Source organism: Sporosarcina sp. FSL K6-1508, assembly GCF_038007465.1.
In the GTDB taxonomy this organism is placed as follows: domain Bacteria; phylum Bacillota; class Bacilli; order Bacillales_A; family Planococcaceae; genus Sporosarcina; species Sporosarcina psychrophila_B.
In genome coordinates this window covers 2,220,355-2,240,374 of record NZ_JBBOXF010000001.1, presented here as the reverse complement: position 1 = coordinate 2,240,374, position 20,020 = coordinate 2,220,355, and the positions used below count along the sequence as shown (strand labels likewise).

17 protein-coding genes are annotated in these 20,020 nt (G+C 40.6%); 4 read left to right on the top strand and 13 right to left on the bottom strand.

Translation table 11 applies throughout. The annotated features are described in order from the left end of the window. Positions 1–9: 9 nt before the first annotated feature. From MKZ11_RS11235 to gdhA, 6 genes are all read right to left on the bottom strand, one after another. Positions 10–684, bottom strand: a complete 675-nt coding sequence (locus MKZ11_RS11235) for an ABC transporter ATP-binding protein (RefSeq protein ID WP_340794522.1) — start codon at positions 682–684, stop codon at positions 10–12. Continuing rightward, positions 677–1,810: an ABC transporter permease gene (locus tag MKZ11_RS11230; protein ID WP_340794521.1), complete on the bottom strand. Its 1,134-nt coding sequence runs from the start codon at positions 1,808–1,810 to the stop codon at positions 677–679. Before MKZ11_RS11230 ends, MKZ11_RS11235 begins: the two co-directional genes overlap by 8 nt. Further along, entirely contained in the window at positions 1,807–3,000 is a 1,194-nt protein-coding gene (locus tag MKZ11_RS11225; protein ID WP_340794520.1) for an ABC transporter permease, read from the bottom strand. The genes MKZ11_RS11230 and MKZ11_RS11225 overlap by 4 nt, the downstream gene beginning before the upstream one ends. A gap of 122 nt (positions 3,001–3,122) precedes the next feature. Next, the gene (locus MKZ11_RS11220) at positions 3,123–4,697 is read right to left on the bottom strand and encodes a DUF6583 family protein (protein WP_340794519.1); all 1,575 of its coding nucleotides are present in this window, start codon (positions 4,695–4,697) and stop codon (positions 3,123–3,125) included. Positions 4,698–5,716: 1,019 nt separating this feature from the next. Continuing rightward, positions 5,717–6,928: an argininosuccinate synthase gene (locus tag MKZ11_RS11215; protein ID WP_340796978.1), complete on the bottom strand. Its 1,212-nt coding sequence runs from the start codon at positions 6,926–6,928 to the stop codon at positions 5,717–5,719. A gap of 163 nt (positions 6,929–7,091) precedes the next feature. Then, a complete protein-coding gene (gene gdhA, locus MKZ11_RS11210) occupies positions 7,092–8,474 on the bottom strand; it encodes an NADP-specific glutamate dehydrogenase (RefSeq protein WP_340794518.1) in 1,383 nt (460 codons plus the stop codon). Positions 8,475–8,796: 322 nt separating this feature from the next. Between gdhA and MKZ11_RS11205 the strand changes: the two genes are divergently transcribed. Beyond that, a complete protein-coding gene (locus MKZ11_RS11205; protein ID WP_340794517.1) occupies positions 8,797–8,937 on the top strand; it encodes a hypothetical protein in 141 nt (46 codons plus the stop codon). A gap of 49 nt (positions 8,938–8,986) precedes the next feature. On the opposite strand, the gene MKZ11_RS11200 is transcribed toward MKZ11_RS11205, so the two are convergent. Further along, on the bottom strand, positions 8,987–10,270 hold the full coding sequence (locus MKZ11_RS11200; RefSeq protein ID WP_340794516.1) for a LysM peptidoglycan-binding domain-containing protein: 1,284 nt from the start codon (positions 10,268–10,270) through the stop codon (positions 8,987–8,989). Between the two features lie 218 nt (positions 10,271–10,488). Between MKZ11_RS11200 and MKZ11_RS11195 the strand changes: the two genes are divergently transcribed. Beyond that, positions 10,489–11,091: a spore coat protein gene (locus tag MKZ11_RS11195; RefSeq protein WP_340796977.1), complete on the top strand. Its 603-nt coding sequence runs from the start codon at positions 10,489–10,491 to the stop codon at positions 11,089–11,091. Positions 11,092–11,264: 173 nt separating this feature from the next. Here MKZ11_RS11195 and MKZ11_RS11190 read toward each other — a convergent pair whose 3' ends face one another. Both MKZ11_RS11190 and MKZ11_RS11185 read right to left on the bottom strand, forming a co-directional pair. Beyond that, the gene (locus tag MKZ11_RS11190) at positions 11,265–12,050 is read right to left on the bottom strand and encodes an MBL fold metallo-hydrolase (RefSeq protein WP_340794515.1); all 786 of its coding nucleotides are present in this window, start codon (positions 12,048–12,050) and stop codon (positions 11,265–11,267) included. 15 nt (positions 12,051–12,065) lie between these two features. Further along, positions 12,066–12,974, bottom strand: a complete 909-nt coding sequence (locus MKZ11_RS11185) for an RluA family pseudouridine synthase (protein WP_340794514.1) — start codon at positions 12,972–12,974, stop codon at positions 12,066–12,068. On the opposite strand from MKZ11_RS11185, the gene MKZ11_RS11180 reads away from it, so the two are divergent. Next, positions 12,960–13,748, top strand: coding sequence for an HAD family hydrolase (locus MKZ11_RS11180; RefSeq protein WP_340794513.1), 789 nt, complete (start codon positions 12,960–12,962; stop codon positions 13,746–13,748). The two genes, MKZ11_RS11185 and MKZ11_RS11180, sit on opposite strands and share 15 nt — an antisense overlap. Before the next feature lie 499 nt (positions 13,749–14,247). Then, positions 14,248–15,441, top strand: coding sequence for an NAD(P)-dependent malic enzyme (locus tag MKZ11_RS11175; protein WP_340794512.1), 1,194 nt, complete (start codon positions 14,248–14,250; stop codon positions 15,439–15,441). A gap of 62 nt (positions 15,442–15,503) precedes the next feature. On the opposite strand, the gene MKZ11_RS11170 is transcribed toward MKZ11_RS11175, so the two are convergent. The 4 genes from MKZ11_RS11170 to MKZ11_RS11155 all read right to left on the bottom strand — a co-directional run bounded on the left by MKZ11_RS11170 (position 15,504) and on the right by MKZ11_RS11155 (position 20,010). After that, positions 15,504–16,214: a YetF domain-containing protein gene (locus tag MKZ11_RS11170; RefSeq protein WP_445326991.1), complete on the bottom strand. Its 711-nt coding sequence runs from the start codon at positions 16,212–16,214 to the stop codon at positions 15,504–15,506. A 210-nt stretch (positions 16,215–16,424) separates the two neighbouring features. Beyond that, the gene (locus MKZ11_RS11165; protein ID WP_340796975.1) at positions 16,425–18,332 is read right to left on the bottom strand and encodes a PTS fructose transporter subunit IIABC; all 1,908 of its coding nucleotides are present in this window, start codon (positions 18,330–18,332) and stop codon (positions 16,425–16,427) included. Further along, complete coding sequence (pfkB, locus tag MKZ11_RS11160; RefSeq protein WP_340794511.1) at positions 18,329–19,261, bottom strand: 1-phosphofructokinase; 933 nt, start codon at positions 19,259–19,261, stop codon at positions 18,329–18,331. Before pfkB ends, MKZ11_RS11165 begins: the two co-directional genes overlap by 4 nt. Then, the gene (locus tag MKZ11_RS11155; RefSeq protein ID WP_340794510.1) at positions 19,258–20,010 is read right to left on the bottom strand and encodes a DeoR/GlpR family DNA-binding transcription regulator; all 753 of its coding nucleotides are present in this window, start codon (positions 20,008–20,010) and stop codon (positions 19,258–19,260) included. The genes pfkB and MKZ11_RS11155 overlap by 4 nt, the downstream gene beginning before the upstream one ends. Between the last annotated feature and the right edge of the window lie 10 nt (positions 20,011–20,020).

The following is a 20,020-nucleotide window of genomic DNA, read 5'->3' as shown; positions in this document are numbered from 1 at the left end:
TACACTCACTCATTTCAACTGTTCTACGGAAATTTCATTCTTCGTCAACAAGTCTATGTAAAACGAATCCTTTCCGATCGAATAAACTCTATCGCAAATAGTTGTAATTTCGTCCATATCATGGGATGTATACATAATCATTTTCCCTTGCTGTTTCGCCAATTTATGCAAATACGTTCCAATTTCCATTTTGGATTTAAGATCAATGCCGACTGTAGGTTCGTCTAGCAACAGTAAGACTGGATCATGGAGCAGGCTGATGGCCATGTTCAATTTCCTTTTCATGCCGCCAGATAATGACTGAACACTTTCTTTCCAATGAGTCAACTGCATTTCTAAACAAAGTTGCCGACATTCCTCTTTTGTCCGTTTTTTCCATGACAGCTTTTCAAAAAATAGCATGTTCTCTTCAATCGTGAACTCTTCCCAAACAGATATGTCTTGTGGAACATAACCGATTATCCGTCTAATTTTTTTCACATCATTTACGTAGGATAGATCATTTAATTGAATGTCGCCTTGTGTCGGCTGCATTACTGTTGCCAATAGTTGAAGCAATGTTGATTTACCGGCTCCATTTTCCCCAACAAGACCAACAATTTCTCCAGGCTTCATTTGAAAAGATACATCTTCCAAGACAAGCTTTTCCTTGTAGGTTTTCTGCAGTCCCGTTACGTTAAGCATTTACCTTCCCTCCTTTATAGATCCAGGCAGCAAGCAGAGCGACCGTCATGAAAATCCATATGTACGGTATTGTCCCATTCAATAATGACTGGACCGGACTGAGTTGTTCAATCCACGGCCACTTTCCTGTTAACCCATCCAACGGTATGATCGATCCGCCTACTACAACCAGAAGCAGAGCAATACCCAGGCTACTAATATAGTACATGAATAATTGCTTATAAACGCTTGCAAGCAAAAACGCAAGCAAATTTATCGTCAGCCGGAAAGCAAAAAGTGAAACCAGAACTCGGATTGTCAGTGCCTCCTGGAATAATGAAGAGAAGAGGAACGCTGTGACGAGATCCATGAGGAAAATACTCACTGTAAAAAAGGATAGCGATACAAGTGCATATTTTTCAAACGTTATTTCTGTAAATAACCAACGCTGGCGCATCGATGGCCGGTTCTCTTTTAACATCCAGTCGAACAGGAAAAATGTCGTTATGATTGCGAAGAATGCCCAAACACCCCATACGTTCACCAGTGGCGGCGTTTGTTCTAACGCTGTATGCTCCATATCATAATAAGAAAAACTCGATTGGAGTAGCGCTTCGCTTTTTTGTTTCTCTCGGCTACTGTCAATAATTTCTTCGTAGTTCCATTTAGCTATCATGCCGTAATCTGAGAATAATTGTTTGATGACAAAAGCTGCTTTTGAGCGGGCCGCATCTTGCTGAGCATAAGACGTAATCGTTTCAACTACTGATTGGTATGCAAATGATCGATTAGAGGAATATGCCTCGATAAGCTGGTTTCGACGGTTTGTAAGTATATTATCCTCATACCCTTCACGAATAACGAACACACTATCCAACTCATGCTGTTCCAGTTTATGAAGTGCTTCATTCAAGGAAAGGAACTGAATATGGAGAAGCTCAGTACTCGCTATTTCCTCCACTAGATGTACTGCCATGTCAGTTTGTTCTTCAACTACAAGCGCTATCGGCACTTTCATTTCCTCTTGCCACGTTTCAACACTTTGCATGATTAGTACTGTCATACTAACCGGTAGAAGTAACCAACATATAAGGCTTTTCCATTCTTTTTTCAAACGCATCCATCGTGTGGCCATACTATTCTTCATCGGATTCGCCTCTCTTTTCCGACTGTTGACAACCATAGAAGAAGTAGACCCATAGCTGCGAAGACTGCCAATGTTGTAAAGTCCGCATAGTTTCGCTCTTCTAGCACGATATCAATCATCCAATTCAAGCTTATGTTTGAAAAGAAATATGGTAAGACACCTTGGAAAGCTTGTGGAAAATAAAGTGTCGGGATAACTGCACCACTTGCAAAAATCATCATAAATGTATATAGACTTTGCAATAGAAGAACAACTTTCCGGGATACAATCCATACATCGATTAGCGCTATGCCGACTAAAAACAGCAATGCATAAAAAATAGTGAATATGCTCAATCGTAAATAATCCATAGAAAGCAGTTCAAACCCAATAAACTTATTTGCGATGAAAAATACTACCGCCGCAACAACAAGGCTAAATCCCAAACAGATAAGAATTCGTGCTATGATACGTTGCCACATTGTTACACCGAATAATTTCATCCGAATTAGCATTGAGGAATGCTCCTCTTTCCCTAAAACAGTATAGATAGCGAACAGCCAGACAGACATGGTTATAAACCAGCCTGCTAATATGTAATAGTGGGTTGGTGATGAAGTCGCTACATTTGTAATCACTTCTTCATCAAGTAGCTTATCTTTTCCAAGGGTATATAAACTGAAGTCCATAAACTGTTGAAACATCATATCCTGACGTTCTTTTTTCGGCATATCTGTCTTTTTTGCATACTCATTGATGGTCAAAATATTCGACTGGGCCGCAGCGATATAGCGCATCATACTCTCTACTAACTCTTTGACGAGAAAACTGTCTGTCGGACGCAATGGATTTCCGTAAATCGGGATTGTCACAGACTCCCCTTCATACAAATCTTCCGTAAAGCCGCTTGGAAATTCGAAATAGGAACTGATTTCATTTTGCTCCATCAGCTGTTCAGCAATGTCCTTCGTTATCGATACGATTTGGATGAATTGATTACCTGAAGCTGTTTCTTCCAGCAGACCACTAAACAGCATCGTTTCCTTCGTTCTGTCTTCATCAACTAAAGCTATTCGAATTGGCGAATTTTCTTCGGGCAACAGCAAACCAGCCACCAGACCCAGAAGTAAACCAATCAAAAAAATTGGAAACAGAAAAAGAAGAAGAAGTGTTCCCCACTTCTTCTTCAACTGTTTATTATATTGACGCATGAAAAATAATATTCTTCTAATGGACAGCAAATTAGTCACTTCCATTCTATCAATTACGCAGGACGCGTCAATCTTAGTGAGTTCTCCCTATTCAGTCTAGGTTTGAGCCATGCTGAATGAAATTAAAACTCGCCTATTTCACCTTGTAAATCTTCCATAAACCCGAACGCCCATTCTTGGACTTTCACCAAGGTTTCTTCCGCGAAGACTTCAAATTCTTCCTTACTCATTTTCCCAAGATTTATTGTGTCTTCAGTTTCTGCTGGCATATCTACTTTTTTCACAATTTTTCCTTGCTGCTTCAGAACTAGGTTGAACATATTATCGCCCATTGTTTTTTCGCTGAAAGAAAATTCATGATTTGCTTTCATTGAATCGCTTTCGTGTGTGGCATTCCCTTTCCAAATAATAGCCGGGTCCATATCTCCATCCGAAAAACCAAATGAACGTGTGAATGTCCGTTTTTTACCTTTTAATTCTTCTTTTCCTTTGTAGATGAATTTCACATCATCCATCGATAAAGTAATAGTATCAGTAGATTTTTGATCTTTCCACGCCAAATCACCTTTTACATTGACGGTATTTTCATCACCGAAGGAATCTTTTGCACCAAACACGAAGTCCCACTTCTGCTCAGCCTTCTCTAGCAATTGAGTTCCACTAACCATTAATGTATCAAGATTTTCCTTATCTTCTCCAACGCCCATTGTGAATTCGCGTTTCACAATTTTGTTTGAACGATGCCAGATTGTAGACTGCAGTCCGTTAGGCAGCTTTATAGAATCCACACCCTCAATCGCTTCGTCAAGTCCGTCTTCAAACCCATCCATGATTGTCGCAATTTCGTCGTCGGAAGTATCGCCAGCGAATGTAGATAGTGTAAGCTGTTCTTTTAATATAGCTTTAAGTTTTTCATCTTTTTTCGCTTTCTCCAGTAAGTTTTTCAGCACTGTTTTCAGTTGCTGTTCTGTAAGATCCATCTTAACTTTTTTTGTCTTCATTTTTTTATCATATACTGTAATTTCTTCTTTTTCACTTGTAAATGCTTCCTCAGGAATCTCTTTCATGAGATACGCAAGATACTCTTTTTCGAGATATGTACGTGATTCTTCCGTAACTGAAAAGCCATCTTCAAATAACTGAGATAATCCTAAGTTTTCATTTCCATCATAATCTTCATCTTCAAACTCTCGCATCATCTTCCCGAAGTCTTTATCATCGAATCTAACTAATTCATCGAGAAAAGGTACGGAAGCTACAAGTTTCTCCGTTGTTACAAATAAAGAACCAAAGTCCACTTTCAAACTCCCTAGTTCTCCTCTGAGGTCCACTTCTATTTGTTTTTTTACTGGGTCATAGACTTGTTTGCTGGAAATTTTAGTACTGTTGACAATGCTCTGTATTTCTTGCATTTCATAGTCAACAGATGGGTCATTCCATTCGCCTGACAAGTCAAAATTTGTTTCAACCGGTTTTTTCTTCTGAACTTCCAACCAATTTAATTCATTCTTATAACGATCTTCAATGATTTCACCCATTTGCTTAAACGATTCAGCTTCTGCTAAAAAATATTGTACTTTCGGTGATTTATTCACTAAGAAAAATGCCGATACACTGCCACCCACAACTACTAGTGCGGTCAAAATCATAATCACTAACAACTTCGGCGACTTTTTCTTTCCAACTTTTTCTTCCAAACTTTTCTCCCCCTAAATTAAAATCATGAATTATACAAGTTTCTCCAAAGTTGAGACTTTTATATAATCACATTTTTTCATACTATCATATGCTATGTCTTTACTCAAAAACAATTTGGAGAAAATCGCCTTTCATGGATAATTGGTAAAATATAACTAGGGTGCTTCCTCCCAACCAAGGTATCACTCTATATAAAGAACCTTCTACTATTCTAAAGTAGAAGGTTCTTTAAAGGACAGCCAATTATCTCCACCTATATATGTTGAATAAAAGAATCCCATTGAATCTGCTGTGGCGCAGTAATGAGAAAGATGTAATTCAGGGTGTGGATTGTAGATCGCTTGGCGCTTTGGGGATGCCTTTCGCCTTAAGCCTGGGCTAGGGTGTTCATTATCAAGAAAAATGTGATTTTGAGATGTAGATGGCGAGAGTATAAGGTGATTACTAGTTGATACTATAAAAAATTCCATTGAACCGCTGCGGCGCTAGGGGATGCCTCCCGCCATAAGCCGAGCAGCTTCGCCGCTAGTCTTATGGCTTCGGCTACCCCTGTAAGGCGCCTTCGCTCAGTTTATACACCGGATTCAGTATTTCAACATATAGAATTATACTCAAGAAAGACGCACTCCGGGTTGCAGATTTCATCCCAGATAACGATATGCGCTTTCTCAAATAGACCATCCAGCGAAGGCTCGACTTCGTGGTAGCCGGAGCGATAAGAGCAAGGAGGGATGCAATTCAATCCCTCCCAAGTGCTCTCCTTTCCGGCTTATCGCGGGAGGCATCCACAAAGCGCCGAAGCGTTATTGGCAGAAATTTCAATTCACTCCAAGTATCAAGACTTTTTAGTAGCCTCCCAAAAGCACTTGTAAAACGTATAAGTCGTATTCATTTGTTCAATATATATAGGTTGATTATCTAAAGTTGACCAGTAAATGACTGCTTACTTTTGTTATAAACCACTAAATGCCCTTTACAGGTGCTTTATTTAAGAAAGTGTTTAATCAATATATGTCAATTACTTTTTCACTGTTTGCTTTTTGTTAACCATGCTATGCACTTCTGTCGGCAAGCCCCAAAGCTTGATAAACCCTACTGCCGCAGATTGATCGAACGAATCATCAGAGGTATACGTCGCCAAGTTCATGTCATAAAGTGAATTTGCTGACTTTCTGCCTTCAACAATTGCATGCCCTTTGAATAACTTCACGCGCACTGTTCCATTAACATACTGCTGCGTGTCTTTAATGAATGCTTCCAAAGCATCTCTAAGTGGTGAGAACCAAAGACCATTATAAATTAACTCACTCAATTTTTGTGAAATGATTGGTTTGAAATGAGCCAGTTCTTTAACAAGTGTTAGATCTTCCAATTCCTTATGTGCTTTCAGCAATATAATTGCTCCTGGACATTCATATACCTCACGTGATTTGATACCAACAAGGCGGTTTTCCACATGGTCAATCCTTCCAACTCCATGTTTTCCACCAATATCATTCAATTTCAGAATCAGTTCACCGAGCGGGTATTTCTGCCCATCAACACTAACAGGTACTCCTTTTACAAAATCAATTTCAATGACATCAGAAGTATCAGGTGCATTTTCAATTGAAACCGTAAGACCAAATGCATCTTCGGGCGGTGCCGCCCAAGGATCTTCCAAGATTCCGCACTCATTTGCACGTCCCCATAAGTTTTGATCGACGGAATAGGGGCTATCCAAATCGATTGGAATCGGTATATTCTTCTCTTTAGCATAAGCGATTTCCTCTTCACGTGACCAGCTCCATTCACGGACAGGGGCAATGACTTCCAATGAGGGATCTAACGCTTTGATTGCCACTTCAAAGCGGACTTGATCGTTCCCTTTACCAGTACAGCCGTGTGCAACAGCTGTAGCGTTTTCTTTATGCGCTACCTCGACGAGTTTTTTTGAAATCAACGGACGTGAAAGAGCCGACACAAGCGGATATTTGTTTTCATAATAAGTTTGGGCTTGAAGTGATAACAATGCATATTCCTGTGCAAATTCTTCCTTGGCATCGATGACATAACTTTTCGCTGCACCGACTTGTAATGCTTTTGCCTGTATAAAGTCCAAATCTTTCCCTTCTCCGACATCAAGGCAACAAGCAATAACATCGTATCCTTGTTCCGTTAGCCATTGTACCGCCACTGATGTATCTAAACCGCCTGAATATGCTAAAACCACTTTTTTCTTACTCATAATTTATAACCCCTTCCATTCATCTATTTGCATCTTTATGCACCATTAAGTATTTTTATAATAACATGTTTTCAAATTAACACAATAGTTTTGATCGATTTTGTTCAAATAAAAAAGAGTACACAAGCAATATCTCGTGTACTCTTCTTATTGGGCTGGCATAAGCTTAACTAAGACCATGGGCTACCATTGCATCTGCTACTTTTAAAAACCCTGCAATATTCGCACCGATTACCAGATTACCAGGATGGCCGTATGTTTTTGCGGCATCCAAACAACTCGTATAAATATTTTTCATAACATCTTGAAGTCTCTCGTCAACCTCTTCTACCGTCCAGGATAAACGCATACTATTTTGAGACATCTCCATAGCTGAAACGGCAACACCGCCCGCATTCGCAGCTTTTGCAGGTGCAAATAATACTTTGTGTTCGTGGAATACAGACATAGCCTCCAGCGTGCAGGGCATATTCGCACCTTCTCCAATTGCTTTTACACCATTTGCGATAAGTATACGCGCTGCTATCTCATCAATCTCATTTTGCGTAGCACATGGCAGAGCAATATCACATGGAATCGACCAGATTGCGGAACAATCTTCATGATACTTAGCATCCGGATGTTCTTTAATATATTCCGAAATCCGTTTGCCCTCGACTTCTTTCAAACGCTTCAACGTTTCAAGATTAATTCCATTTTCGTCATAAATATAACCGGCTGAATCACTGCAAGCTAGTACGGTTGCACCTAACTGCATTGCTTTTTCAATTGCATAAGTGGAAACATTGCCTGACCCTGAAACAATAACCTTTTTTCCTTCAAAACTTAAGCCTGCTTCTTTTAACATCTCTTCAACAAAATAGATGGTCCCATAACCTGTTGCTTCTTTCCGTCCTAGGCTACCGCCATGATTTGGATCTTTCCCGGTGAATACGCCTGCCTTGTACCCACCTTTCATGCGATTATACTGGCCAAACATATAACCGATTTCTCTTCTGCCAACACCAATATCGCCAGCGGGAACATCAATATCCGCACCAATATATTTACTTAACTCAGTTATGAAGCTTTGAGTGAAGCGCATAATTTCACGGTCTGACTTTCCTTTTGGATCAAAGTCAGATCCGCCTTTGCCTGCACCAATCGGTTGGCCTGTTAATGCGTTTTTAAATATCTGTTCAAATGCCAGAAACTTCATGATGCTGCTATTTACGGACGGATGGAATCGGATGCCCCCTTTATAGGGGCCAAGATCACTATTAAACTGAACACGGAATCCTCGGTTCACATGAACTTTTCCTTTATCATCTTCCCATGCAACCCGGAAAATTATAATACGCTCCGGTTCTGTAATACGTTCCAGAATACCATTTGAAATATAGTCGGGATGCTTGGAAAAAACAGGTCGAAGTGAATCGAAAATTTCTCTTGTTGCTTGTAAGAATTCTTTTTCATCTGGATTTCTTTTCTTGATCAATTCATAGACTTCATGGACATAATCATTTGCTCTTTTTTTATTGTCTGTATGAGTTTCATTCAACTTCGTCATTCGGCGCTCATCCCTTCCTTGTATAAGTTAAAGTGGGAACCGCTTAACCCCCACTGTCCTAATAAAAAGATAGTTCTAAAATTTTATTCATTTTTAGTATTATCTCTGAAATCATGAATTTACACAACATTATTTTGAAGTGGAGTCAGTAATTATACATCATTGTGTCTTAAATATGAATGAGAAATTAAATTATTTACTTTGTTCTAAAGGGAGAGTATTATTTAGTTATTCATTTAACAGTTGATGAAGCATATATTTAACAATGTGGCTGTCAGGTGTTATTGGAAAATTATAACTAGGAGAAAGAGGGAGAAGGTTTATGGGAATTAAAAAGATACTGCGTGCATTTATAGGCGCGAATGTGATGTTACTAATGACTTTCGCTTTCTTGCCTGTTTTAATTTTCAATCCAGACGTAGAGTTGCTGACAAATGTCATCAATTATATCAATAAAGACTAGGTAAATGAAAAATGAACCGCGGTTGCCTTGGCAATCGCGGTTCATTTTTTTAGTCAACTTTACGTATGTTAAAGTTATCTTTTAATAATAGCCAATTTTGAGGGAATGCTAAGCCTAGCTTCCAATACATAATTCCGCGTAAGTTGAATTCTTTAATCAAATCAAATTTTGCTTGAATGCTACGAGCATCCTCAAACCATACTTCATGGTGTACGCCTCCTTCGGTATACGTGAAATGAGGTGCCTGCGCTACATAGTCGTATTGGATATCGACCTCTTGCGCAATCGCTATCGCAAGCGCCTGTTGCGGACTTAGCGCTTTGGCGGGAGAACCGCCTTGGCTCGGATAAGGTGAAGTCCAGTCGTAACCATATAAATTTTGCCCTAAGAATATTTTTCCGTTTGGAATTTGACTAACTGCATATTCAATGACGTTCCGAACAGGACCAATTGGGCTGACAGCTTGCGGATCGCTGTACGTATAGCCCCATTCATAGGTCATCAGAGAAACAAAATCTACAATTTCTCCATGTGCATGATAATCATGAGCCCCGTAAATTCCTGTTCTGACGTCACTGGTCATTGGCGCAAGTGCGGTAGAAATTGTGAATCCTGCCTGATGAAAACGATCTCTTGCCTGTCGCAGAAAACTGTTATACAGTTCGCGATCCTCTGGATATAATAATTCAAAGTCAAAATGAATGTCTTTATAACCGACTTCGTTAGCCACTTGAATAAGATTACCGAATAAGCGATTTTGAGCCGCTGCATCCGTAAATAATACATGTGCAAGATCCGCATTAAATGCAAAATTCTCCAAGTTACTTACAACAAGTGCATTCGCTGCACCCGCAGCACTCGCTATTGCCGGGATATCATCGAGCGGGGGTGCCTTTAATGATCCATCCCTTTGTGCCTCATAGCTGAACATAGCAAGATAAGTCAACGAATCTACTCTTTGTCTAACTTCGTCAATCATCGTTTGTGTGACTGGATTTCGAGGTTCGACATACAATAATGCTTCAGCTGTCGTTTTCGGTTTTTGCGGAATATAAAGGCGTTGACCAATACGCAGGTTTTGCGATATGGACAGCCGATTGATTGTTGCGAGCTCATTGACTGTCAAGCCGTACATTCCAGCAATCACATAAAGCGACTGACCCGGCTGAACCCAATGATAACTTCCAGTAATCGGTATGACTAATGCTTGGCCTACAACGATACGTGAAGGATCCGGTAATTCGTTCGCTTGCGCAATTTCCTGATAATTAATGCCATACGCTTGAGATATTCCATACAAACTTTGTCCTTTTTGAACCACATGAATCTGCATACTTATCATCTGCCTTTCGTTGACAAAAATGTCCTCTACCTAAGACTATTTTTGTCAGAAGGATATTATGCATAGATTCTTTTTGTTTCACAACTTTCACGCATAACTTTCTCACTAATAACCATACTGACATTGATGAAAATTAATGAAAACAAGGAGGAATTTTAGAAGTGACACAAAACCCATTCGACCAATCGCATCAACAAACTCACCAAAACATGCAAACAGGCACTGTTCCCCAACAAATGAATCACGGTGGGCATGAACTATTCGACGTTCATGAGGCATTATCTGGAACTGTTGCATGCCTCAACCAAGCAATGTTGCTGCGTCCACACGTGAAGGATCCCGAGTTACTTGATATTCTGGATCGTCAATACCGTTTCTCTTTAGACGAATATAATATTACAGTCGAATGCTTTAAATCCGGGCAGGATCCTTCGCACCCTACTGGAAGGTATGAGATGAAACAAGGTAACGACTTTGTGTATGGCATGAAGCCTTCACAACCTAAAAAACCGATGCAGTCTACAGCGGATATTTCCGATGAAATCATTTCAGGATTTTTGCTAGGTTCTGCCAAAGCCGGCGCATCGATGAAGACAATGGCTGCAACAGAAACATGCAATCCGGTTGTCCGCCGTGTACTTGCTGATTCTGTGCCGAATTGTATAGAAATGGCTTATGAACTGTCGATTTATCAAAACAAGCATCATTATTATCAAGTACCGCAACTTGCTGAACAAGATATGCAACAATTATTGAATTCGTTCGCTTCTTCACAAGGACAGCCTGGTATGCCGTCCAACAATATCCAATAACAGCAAAAAAATCAGGTGTTGACTACAATCGTGGTCAACACCTGATTTTTCGGTCTATAATTAACTTCACTATTTACAACTCCGCATGACAGTAAAAGTTATTCTTTATAAACGTTTATTGATTTGCGATAGCTAAATCGTTTCTGGTTATCATTTCCGTGGCATTCATACGATTATTTCAAAATCGAATTAACGAAATGTCGCGGTGAATTTTCAAAAAAAGATAAATAGTGCATTGGATGACTTTTTGGAAATAGTTTTTGCCTTATCGCATGTGGGCCCATGCCTTGATTGTGAAGTGATTGAACTTGTAATTGTACCTTTTCCAAATACCCAAGCTTATTCTCAATCGCTTGCCTGCCATTGATTTTAACTCCTGCATGAGAACAAATATATGTTTCAAAATCATACGTCAATATTTTTTTTAATGACGTAATGATCTCGGGAACAGATTCAAATGCAAATAAGCTTTTCGGGGTGGGTTGTATATACAAATCGCCGCCAAACATCCAACCTTTTTCTTTATTAAACAATGCGACATGATCGTGTGCGTGACCAGGTGTATGAATAATATCCCAGTTATGGTTAACTGAAGTAATCGTATCCTTCAATGCAATAGGTTGAAACGGCTTTCTTTCTCCCCAGAAAACCTTTCGATAAAAGGGTAACTTCATACGCTTTTCGCAATCTGTGATTCCTGACTCGTGAATATAGATTGGGACTTTCTTATTTTCTTGAAGCCAATAGGCCAGCCCCGTATGATCTTCATGGTGGTGCGTTAAGATTACTTTCGTTATATCCCACTGGTCAAACAAGGGCAAGAGCTGTGCTTTCATTTTTGCTGGTCCAGTATCAATTAATAACCCATCTATCTTAAAGATCGATACGGACATTTTTTGCTTGCCAAACGAGAGTACCATCTCCGCCTGCTCTAAATCATCATATGAAGTGATTTTCATGAATACACCAACCGATCATTTTGACTTAGCAATAAGTGAAGTAGGCACATCCGCCTTAAAACGGACAAGTTCCCCAGTTCGCGGATGCAAAAGTGCCAATGCTGTTGCATGCAGGCCGATCCGTTTGATGGGATTAACAGTAGAACCGTATTTCTTATCACCAACAATTGGGTGACCAAGGTCTTCCATATGAACCCGAATCTGATTTTTACGTCCTGTTTCAAGTTGAACTTCGAGTAAAGTGAAGTTACTATTCGACTGTATCGTTTTGTAGTGGGTTACAGCGTGTTGCCCCCCATTGTCAGTGGGATTTGAGTACACCTTAAATGTTTTACTTTCTTTTAGCCATGATGAAATCGTACCTTCTTTTTTTCTAACGACACCTTGAACAAGTGCAGTATATACACGTTCTTTTACCACATCGCTCCAAGCAGCCTGCAATGCGTTTTTCACTTCCTCATTTTTGGCGAATAACATTACACCCGAAGTATCCCTGTCCAGACGGTGAACAATATAAACCCGGTTCCGTTGATTGGTTTCTTTCACATAATCCATTAGCTGTCTATAGGCAGTCATGTCTTCAGGGTTTTTCGAAGCGACCGATAACAGACCTGCTTCTTTATTAATAACGATAATATCATCATCTTCGTGCAAAATTGTTACACCGACGAGCGTGTCCTCTTTCATCGCTGCCTTGTTTTTAAGTATTTCAACACGTTGTCCAGGTATGAGTGGATGATTATGTTGTGTTACCATTCTTCCATCAACTGTCACTTGCCCGCGTGTCAGTATTGACTTCACTGAATTCCTGCTACTTTTAGACATCATTTCCAATAAAAAAGGCAATAATGTTATCGGTTCTTTCACTGCATAAGCAGAAGTATCTTCTGCCCTGCTTGCTGAGTTCTTATGGTTTTTTTTCATTTTAATAAACTCCTCGCTCTCTCCCCTTATTATCCTCAAATTGCCTCTACAATACAAACGCTGTATGATGAAACGAAGGAATTAATTACAAATTACAAGAAAAAGGGGATTTTTATGCGAGTCGCGATATTCGATTTTGATGGAACACTCTATTCAGATGAAACTTTTCAATTATTAATGGGCCATTTAAGATACCATCCCGTCTATCATACTAATTACAAACAATTTTACCGGGCCATCCTTCCGCCTTTTATCGGGCATAAGTTAAAGCTGGTTCCAGAAGCCAAAATGAAAGAACGTTCAATGCAAATCTACTTAAACGCTTTGGGGATAATGTCCGTAAAGGAATTAGATGCCTATTTCGAAGAATTGACCGATAAGGTACGACAAGGCTTTAATCTTGAAGTCATTAGACGTTTGAAACAACATGCCGCTGAAAATATACATATCATGCTTGTCTCCGGTGCATACACCTCTCTTTTGCAATCTGTCACAAAGGAATTGCAGTTTGACACAATCATCGGTACTGAAATCCCTATGAAAGCTGGTAAAATTGATAATCGAACACCGATTTATCATATACAGGGGTCACGAAAAAATGAAAAGATCAATGAAGTGCTCGAAGGCAAAAAAATCGATTGGCAAAATAGCTTCGCGTACGGGGATAGTCTTTCCGATCTGTCTGTCCTAGAACTTGTGGGGAATCCTGTTGCTGTTCGACCAGAACCACGATTACTAGCAATAGCCGAAAAACGCAAATGGGAAGTACTCTGAGAAAAACGTAAAATGCCGGACCCTAGACTATAAAAAAACGTACTTCCATGAACTCGAAAGTACGCATACTGGTAGCCGGTATTATAAAACTAGAGTTATGCAGGACCTTGATGGCAAAGGGGACGATGACAGTCCCTATGCCGAAAGGTCCCCAATGATAAAAATCCAACTCCCAACAGTGAGTCTTACACTCCTCGAAAGTTCCGTATATTTCATACTCCAAGGCCGTGCACCTTACAGGACATGCCCGCTAACTGCAACACACCAACGATTAAGACTTTTACATATGATACTCTTCTACTTTCAGTTCATGCCTTTAAAACACCGGTTTTCAACAAAAAAGTTCGCTATCAGATAAACATTATAACAAAGGCAATGTAAGCGCTCCACTTTCAAAACTATCAAACCGATTCAAATTTTCTGACTTGTATTTTTTCCTTGTTCATGCTAATAATTTATAACAACAGATAAAAATACTGATTGGAATGGGGTATGTTCAATGACGGGTCATTATCGTTCTTCATTAGAAATGCATCGACTTCATAACGGAAAAATGGAAACCGTGTCAAAGGTCCCGCTTGAAAACAGTGTAGATCTCAGCTTAGCATATTCTCCCGGAGTAGCAGAGCCGTGTTTAGAAATCGCTAAAAACCCCTCTGCAGTATATGATTATACCATCAAAGGGAATCTAGTGGCAGTTATTACCGACGGAACAGCCGTGCTAGGTTTGGGTGATATAGGACCCGAAGCAGCACTTCCCGTAATGGAAGGGAAAGCCCTGCTATTAAAAAGATACGCCAATATCGACTCTTTTCCAATCTGTTTAGGCACTAAAGATGTAGATACCATCGTACAGACCATCAAAGCCATCAGCCCGACATTCGGCGGCATCAATTTAGAAGATATTTCGGCTCCGCGCTGCTTTGAAATTGAAAAAAGGCTACGTGAAGAATGTGATATCCCTGTCTTTCATGATGACCAACACGGTACTGCAATTGTTGTTGGTGCCGGATTATTAAATGCGTTAAAAGTTGTCGGTAAAAATATGAATTCGGTTAAAATAGTCGTTAATGGGGCTGGAGCTGCCGGGATCGCAATTGTCAAACATCTGCGGAATATCGGTTTTGAACAAATCGTCATCTGTGATTCAAAAGGCATCATTTACAAAGGACGGCCAGAAGGCATGAATCCGACTAAAGATGATATCGCTGAAATAACAAATCCATATGGCTTAGAAGGTTCTTTACGAGTTGCGATGACGGGTGCGGATGTATTTATTGGTGTTTCTGCCGCCAATATTTTAACAAAAGAGCTTATTAACTGTATGAATCATGATTCGATTATCTTTGCTTTAGCCAATCCTGACCCTGAAATCGAGCCAGCAAAAGCACTGGATTATGGAGTTCGCATTATTGCGACAGGCAGATCTGATTATCCAAATCAAGTGAATAACGTCCTTGCTTTTCCTGGTATTTTCAGGGGGGCACTGGATGTCAGGGCATCGGAAATAAATGAAAGTATGAAATTGGCAGCGACTTTTGCCATCGCTTCATTGATTAGTGAATCCGAATTGCGTGATGACTATATTGTGCCCGATCCTTTTGATGAACGGGTTGTAACTGCCGTCACACAAGCGGTAAGTAAAGCAGCAATTGAGACAGGTGTCTCTGCAATTATGTGCGCTGTTCAGTAAAATTGAATACCATAAGAGAAACGTCGTAAAACCGGGTTGACCCCTTTTTACGACGCTTCTCATTACTTTGCTTCCTCGGATTTCATATCGATATGAAGACTCCCATCTGTTTGGACTTCAGCAAAAAATATACTTTCAACTTTTCCGATGCCTTGCTTTTTCAATTGTTCGTACAACCACTCTTCTGTCAAGTTAAGTTCCGTTAAATTCTTGTTCGTTAGCTTACCCTCTGCTATTACTTCAGTCGGAATATACTTGGGTGGTGGTGCAGGGGCATTTACGTCCTTTTTCGTTGCCGGTTCTTCTCCCGCTTTTTTCATGACACTTAACTGTCCGTTTGTTTCTAGTATTGCATAATGGACATCTTTAATTGAAAAAATGCTTTGTTCACGCAGCATCATACTCAAATCATTAAGATGGAGACGCAACTTCTTTAGGGATTGTTCAACTATTTTCCCTTCATACACTACGATAGTAGGCTGATCATCAAGAAGAATCCGTGCTTTTTTAGATTTAAATGCAATGTAGCTCATCAACATTGTCAGAATCGCCCACCAAATCATCGCTACGAGTCCATCCAAAAATGGGGTTCTGGTTTCACCAGCGATATCTGCCGCAATGGAACCAATTGTAATACCCGTTACATAATGGAAAAATGTCAGCTGGGAGATTTGTTTCTTACCCATAAAACGCGCGAGTATGAGCAGGACAATAAATGTAACTGTCGTCCTCATAATCATTTCCCAAAAGTCCACTTCAAAAAAGTCATCCAAGTTCACACCTCCGCTTTCCAGGAAGTGTTCCACTATTACGCGCTGCCTATACATATAGATGACTTGAGGTTTACTAAAGTAAAACGTAAGGCTCCTGGAGTCTAGGCACTGTTCCAGAATAAAAGTCTAATACTTTCGTACCATTTTTTTGAAAAAGAGAGCTCTTCCAACAGCCATGTGTGAATGACATTCTGGACAGCTCTCTTTATTTTAAATCGCTTGCATTTTGTTTTTCTTCAATATTCCCGCGAGTAAACCTGTAACCACTGCGCCAGCGATTATTGCTAATGCATACAGCAACACCTTACCAACGCCGCCTTCCACAAGTCCCATAACGAAGACACCGCCATGTGGTGCACGTAAACCAATATCAAATAGCATTGTAAGCCCACCGGTCAATGCAGCTCCGACTACGGATGCTGGAATGACGCGTGCCGGGTCTGCAGCCGCAAATGGGATGACTCCTTCCGTTATAAAGCAAGCACCAAGAACGTAAGCCGTTTTCCCTGCTTCGCGCTCTTGTTTTGTAAAACGTTTTTTGAACAAAGTCGTTGCAATTGCCATGCCAAGCGGTGGCACCATTCCAGCTGCCATGACTGTTGCTATAAATTCAAAGTTTTGTGCATCGAGCATTGCAATACCAAACGTATAGGCAGCTTTATTTATCGGACCGCCCATATCAATTGCCATCATTGCGCCTAATAAAATTCCGACAAGCACTTGGTTTGTTCCACCAAGGCCTTCCAAGAATGCGGACATACCCGTATATAGTTTAGTCAAAGGAGGATTGATTAGCATCATGATAAGACCCGTGATTGCTATGCTGAATACGGGATAGAACAACACCGGCTTCAATCCTTCAAGTGCATCAGGTAGTACCGCGAATGCTTTTTTGACGAGAACTGTTACATAACCAGCTAGGAAACCGGCAATGATACCGCCAAGGAAGCCGGATCCACCACTAACACCGTCCACGCCTGTAACCGTAATCGCTATTAACCCTCCAACCATACCTGGTGCAAATCCGGGCCGTTCCGCAATACTCGACGCGATGAAACCTGCCAACACCGGAACCATGAGGAAGAACGCATTTCCACCGCCGATTGTATTCAACATTGCTGCGAACGCATTATAGTCTGCACTATTCGGATCGCTTGAGTTAATCCCCCAGAAGAATGATAGCGCAATCAAAATTCCCCCGCCAACTACAAACGGTAGCATATTGGAAACGCCGTTCATTAAATGCTTATAAAAGCCATTCTTAGTTTCTGATGTTTCGGCAGTATCTTTTGACTTATCATGTTTGTAAATCGGCGCATCTGCCCTGACTGCGCGAGTCAATAATTCTTCAGTTTCATAAATCGCCTTGCCCACTTTCGTCTGGATAACCGGTTTGCCGTTAAAACGGGCCATTTCAACTTTCGTATCCGCTGCAACGATAATGGCATCGGCTCCCTCAATCTCGGCGTCTGTTAAACGGTTTTTCACGCCAGACGAGCCATTCGTTTCCACCTTAAGCGAAATGCCCATCTCTTTCGCTTTCTCGTTCAGTTTTTGCGCTGCCATGTACGTATGCGCAATCCCTGTCGGACAAGCAGTAACAGCGAGTATTTTCGATGCTGATACACGGAATGCCTCATCTACCTCTTCAGGTCCGTCCAGTTCGGCTTCCTTGTCGTTTACCGCTTGTAAAATTTCCGATTTTGAAGTTGCTTTTAGAACTTTCTCCCTAAAATTAGCATCCATTAAAAACGTTGCAAGTCTCGAAAGTGCTTCGAGATGGTCGTTGTTTGCCCCCTCGCTAGCCGCAATCATGAAAAACAAATGAGCCGGCTGACCGTCCAATGAAGCATAGTCGATACCTGGCAAAGATCGTCCGAACGCGATCCCTGGCACCTTCACCGCAGCTGATTTTGCATGTGGAATGGCAATACCATCACCGATTCCCGTTGTACTTTGTTCTTCACGGGCCAAAATATCTTTTGTAAATCCCCCTTTGTCATTCAAGTTGCCAGCACGCTCGAACTGATTGATTAGTTCCGTCAATACATCCTGTTTAGAAGTTGCTTCCACATCTAAAATAATCGTAGCTTCAGTCAATAATTGTGTGATTTTCACCATTTCACATCCTCCCCATCTAATGAGCTAATCAACACTTTGTCCATCAATGCTTGTACATCTTTTTTCTCACATAGATCCGATTGAAAAGCAGTTGCACTTCCACTTGCAATACCTGTCCGGAATGCCTTAACTGTATCCCCATCTTTTGTGAAAGATGCAAGGAACCCAGATACAAGTGAATCACCGGCACCCACTGTATTGACAACTTGACCTTTCGGTGCTTCCGCAGAAATGGCCATATCTTTTGTTACAAGCAGTGCTCCTTCTCCGCCCATCGAGACGATTACATGTTCAACCCCTGTTGCAACTAATTTTCTTGCGAAATGGAGGGCTTGCTGCTTATCCGTTATTTTCGTATTGAATAATTCACCGAGTTCCTGCTCATTCGGTTTTATAAGAAATGGTTTCATGTCAATCAACTCTTTTAGCGCAGGACCCGATGTATCAAGGACAAAACGAATGCCGTTGTCATTGCAAATCATTGCAAGTTGGCGGAAAAAGCTTGGCGGAATCGATTCAGGAAAACGTCCTGCAAGAACGAACCAGTCGTCTCGTTTCATTCCCCGCACTTTTGAAACTAATTGTTGTTGCTGTTCTAGGCTTATGTCAGGACCTGGCCCATTCAGTTCTGTTTCTTCACCTGCTTTAATTTTTACATTGATGCGTGTAATTTCTTCTGTCTGAATGAAATCCGTATAAATTCCTTCTTGATGTAGATAATGTTGAATGTAATCACCAGTGAAACCGCCGGCAAAACCTAAAGCGATGTTATCCACTTCCAATCGACGTAACACACGCGAAACATTAATTCCTTTGCCTCCGGGATAATAATGCACTTCTTCAGAACGGTTCAGTTTCCCGCTCCTAAATTCGGGTAAATACGTAGTATAGTCAAGTGAGGGCGTGATTGTGCATGTATAAATCATGTGGTCTCCACCTTTACTGTCGTCTTTTGTTCCAATAATTCGATAGCTTGTTTCTGAAAATCACTCACAATCAACGCTGCCTTATCGAGCGACATAATAGTAGAAAAACTGACTTTGTTATATTTCGATTGATCGGCCACAACAAATGTTTTTCGAGCAAGTGTAGATGCAAGTCTCTTTACAGCCGCTTCTTCCGGATCAGGTGTCGTATATCCATATTCCACATGGAAACCGTTAACACCAAGAAAACATTTGTCGAACTGATAATCACTTAACGTTTGTATCGTTTGTGGGCCAATGAGGGCACGCGTACTGGATTTTACATAGCCACCTGTCAAATAAGTCGTGATCTCAGATTCCATTAATGAATCGACATGTGTCAATCCATTCGTCACCACCGTCACCTTTTTGTTTTTCAAATAAGGAATCATCTGCAGTGTTGTAGTCCCTGCATCTAGAAAAATACAATCTCCCTCTTGAACGAAAGAGGCAGCAAAACTTGCAAGTTTAATTTTCTCATGAAGGTTTCTGGACGACTTATCTAAAATACTAAGTTCTTTTGTAATACGTTCATTGATGGTAGCACCTCCATGAACCCTATCCAATTTGTTAAGATCTTCAAGATCGTTCAAATCTCTCCTGATTGTCGACTCTGAAGCTGCTGTAGCGTCAACCAATTCTTGAATTTTAACTGTCTGTTTCTCTGCCAATAAATTTAAAATTAATTCATGTCGTTCATTTGTCAACATATGAACACCG

Excerpts from the sequence above, each read along its gene's own strand:
- MKZ11_RS11235 (WP_340794522.1), bottom strand. The coding sequence starts at position 684 with ATGCTTAACGTAACGGGACTGCAGAAAACCTACAAGGAAAAGCTTGTC.
- MKZ11_RS11230 (WP_340794521.1), bottom strand. The coding sequence starts at position 1,810 with ATGAAGAATAGTATGGCCACACGATGGATGCGTTTGAAAAAAGAATGG.
- MKZ11_RS11225 (WP_340794520.1), bottom strand. The coding sequence starts at position 3,000 with ATGCGTCAATATAATAAACAGTTGAAGAAGAAGTGGGGAACACTTCTT.
- gdhA (WP_340794518.1), bottom strand. The coding sequence starts at position 8,474 with ATGACGAAGTTGAATGAAACTCATACAGACAATAAAAAAAGAGCAAAT.
- MKZ11_RS11205 (WP_340794517.1), top strand. The coding sequence starts at position 8,797 with ATGGGAATTAAAAAGATACTGCGTGCATTTATAGGCGCGAATGTGATG.
- MKZ11_RS11200 (WP_340794516.1), bottom strand. The coding sequence starts at position 10,270 with ATGCAGATTCATGTGGTTCAAAAAGGACAAAGTTTGTATGGAATATCT.
- MKZ11_RS11195 (WP_340796977.1), top strand. The coding sequence starts at position 10,489 with ATGCAAACAGGCACTGTTCCCCAACAAATGAATCACGGTGGGCATGAA.
- MKZ11_RS11190 (WP_340794515.1), bottom strand. The coding sequence starts at position 12,050 with ATGAAAATCACTTCATATGATGATTTAGAGCAGGCGGAGATGGTACTC.
- MKZ11_RS11180 (WP_340794513.1), top strand. The coding sequence starts at position 12,960 with ATGGTTTTTTTTCATTTTAATAAACTCCTCGCTCTCTCCCCTTATTAT.
- MKZ11_RS11185 (WP_340794514.1), bottom strand. The coding sequence starts at position 12,974 with ATGAAAAAAAACCATAAGAACTCAGCAAGCAGGGCAGAAGATACTTCT.
- MKZ11_RS11175 (WP_340794512.1), top strand. The coding sequence starts at position 14,248 with ATGACGGGTCATTATCGTTCTTCATTAGAAATGCATCGACTTCATAAC.
- pfkB (WP_340794511.1), bottom strand. The coding sequence starts at position 19,261 with ATGATTTATACATGCACAATCACGCCCTCACTTGACTATACTACGTAT.
- MKZ11_RS11155 (WP_340794510.1), bottom strand. The coding sequence starts at position 20,010 with ATGTTGACAAATGAACGACATGAATTAATTTTAAATTTATTGGCAGAG.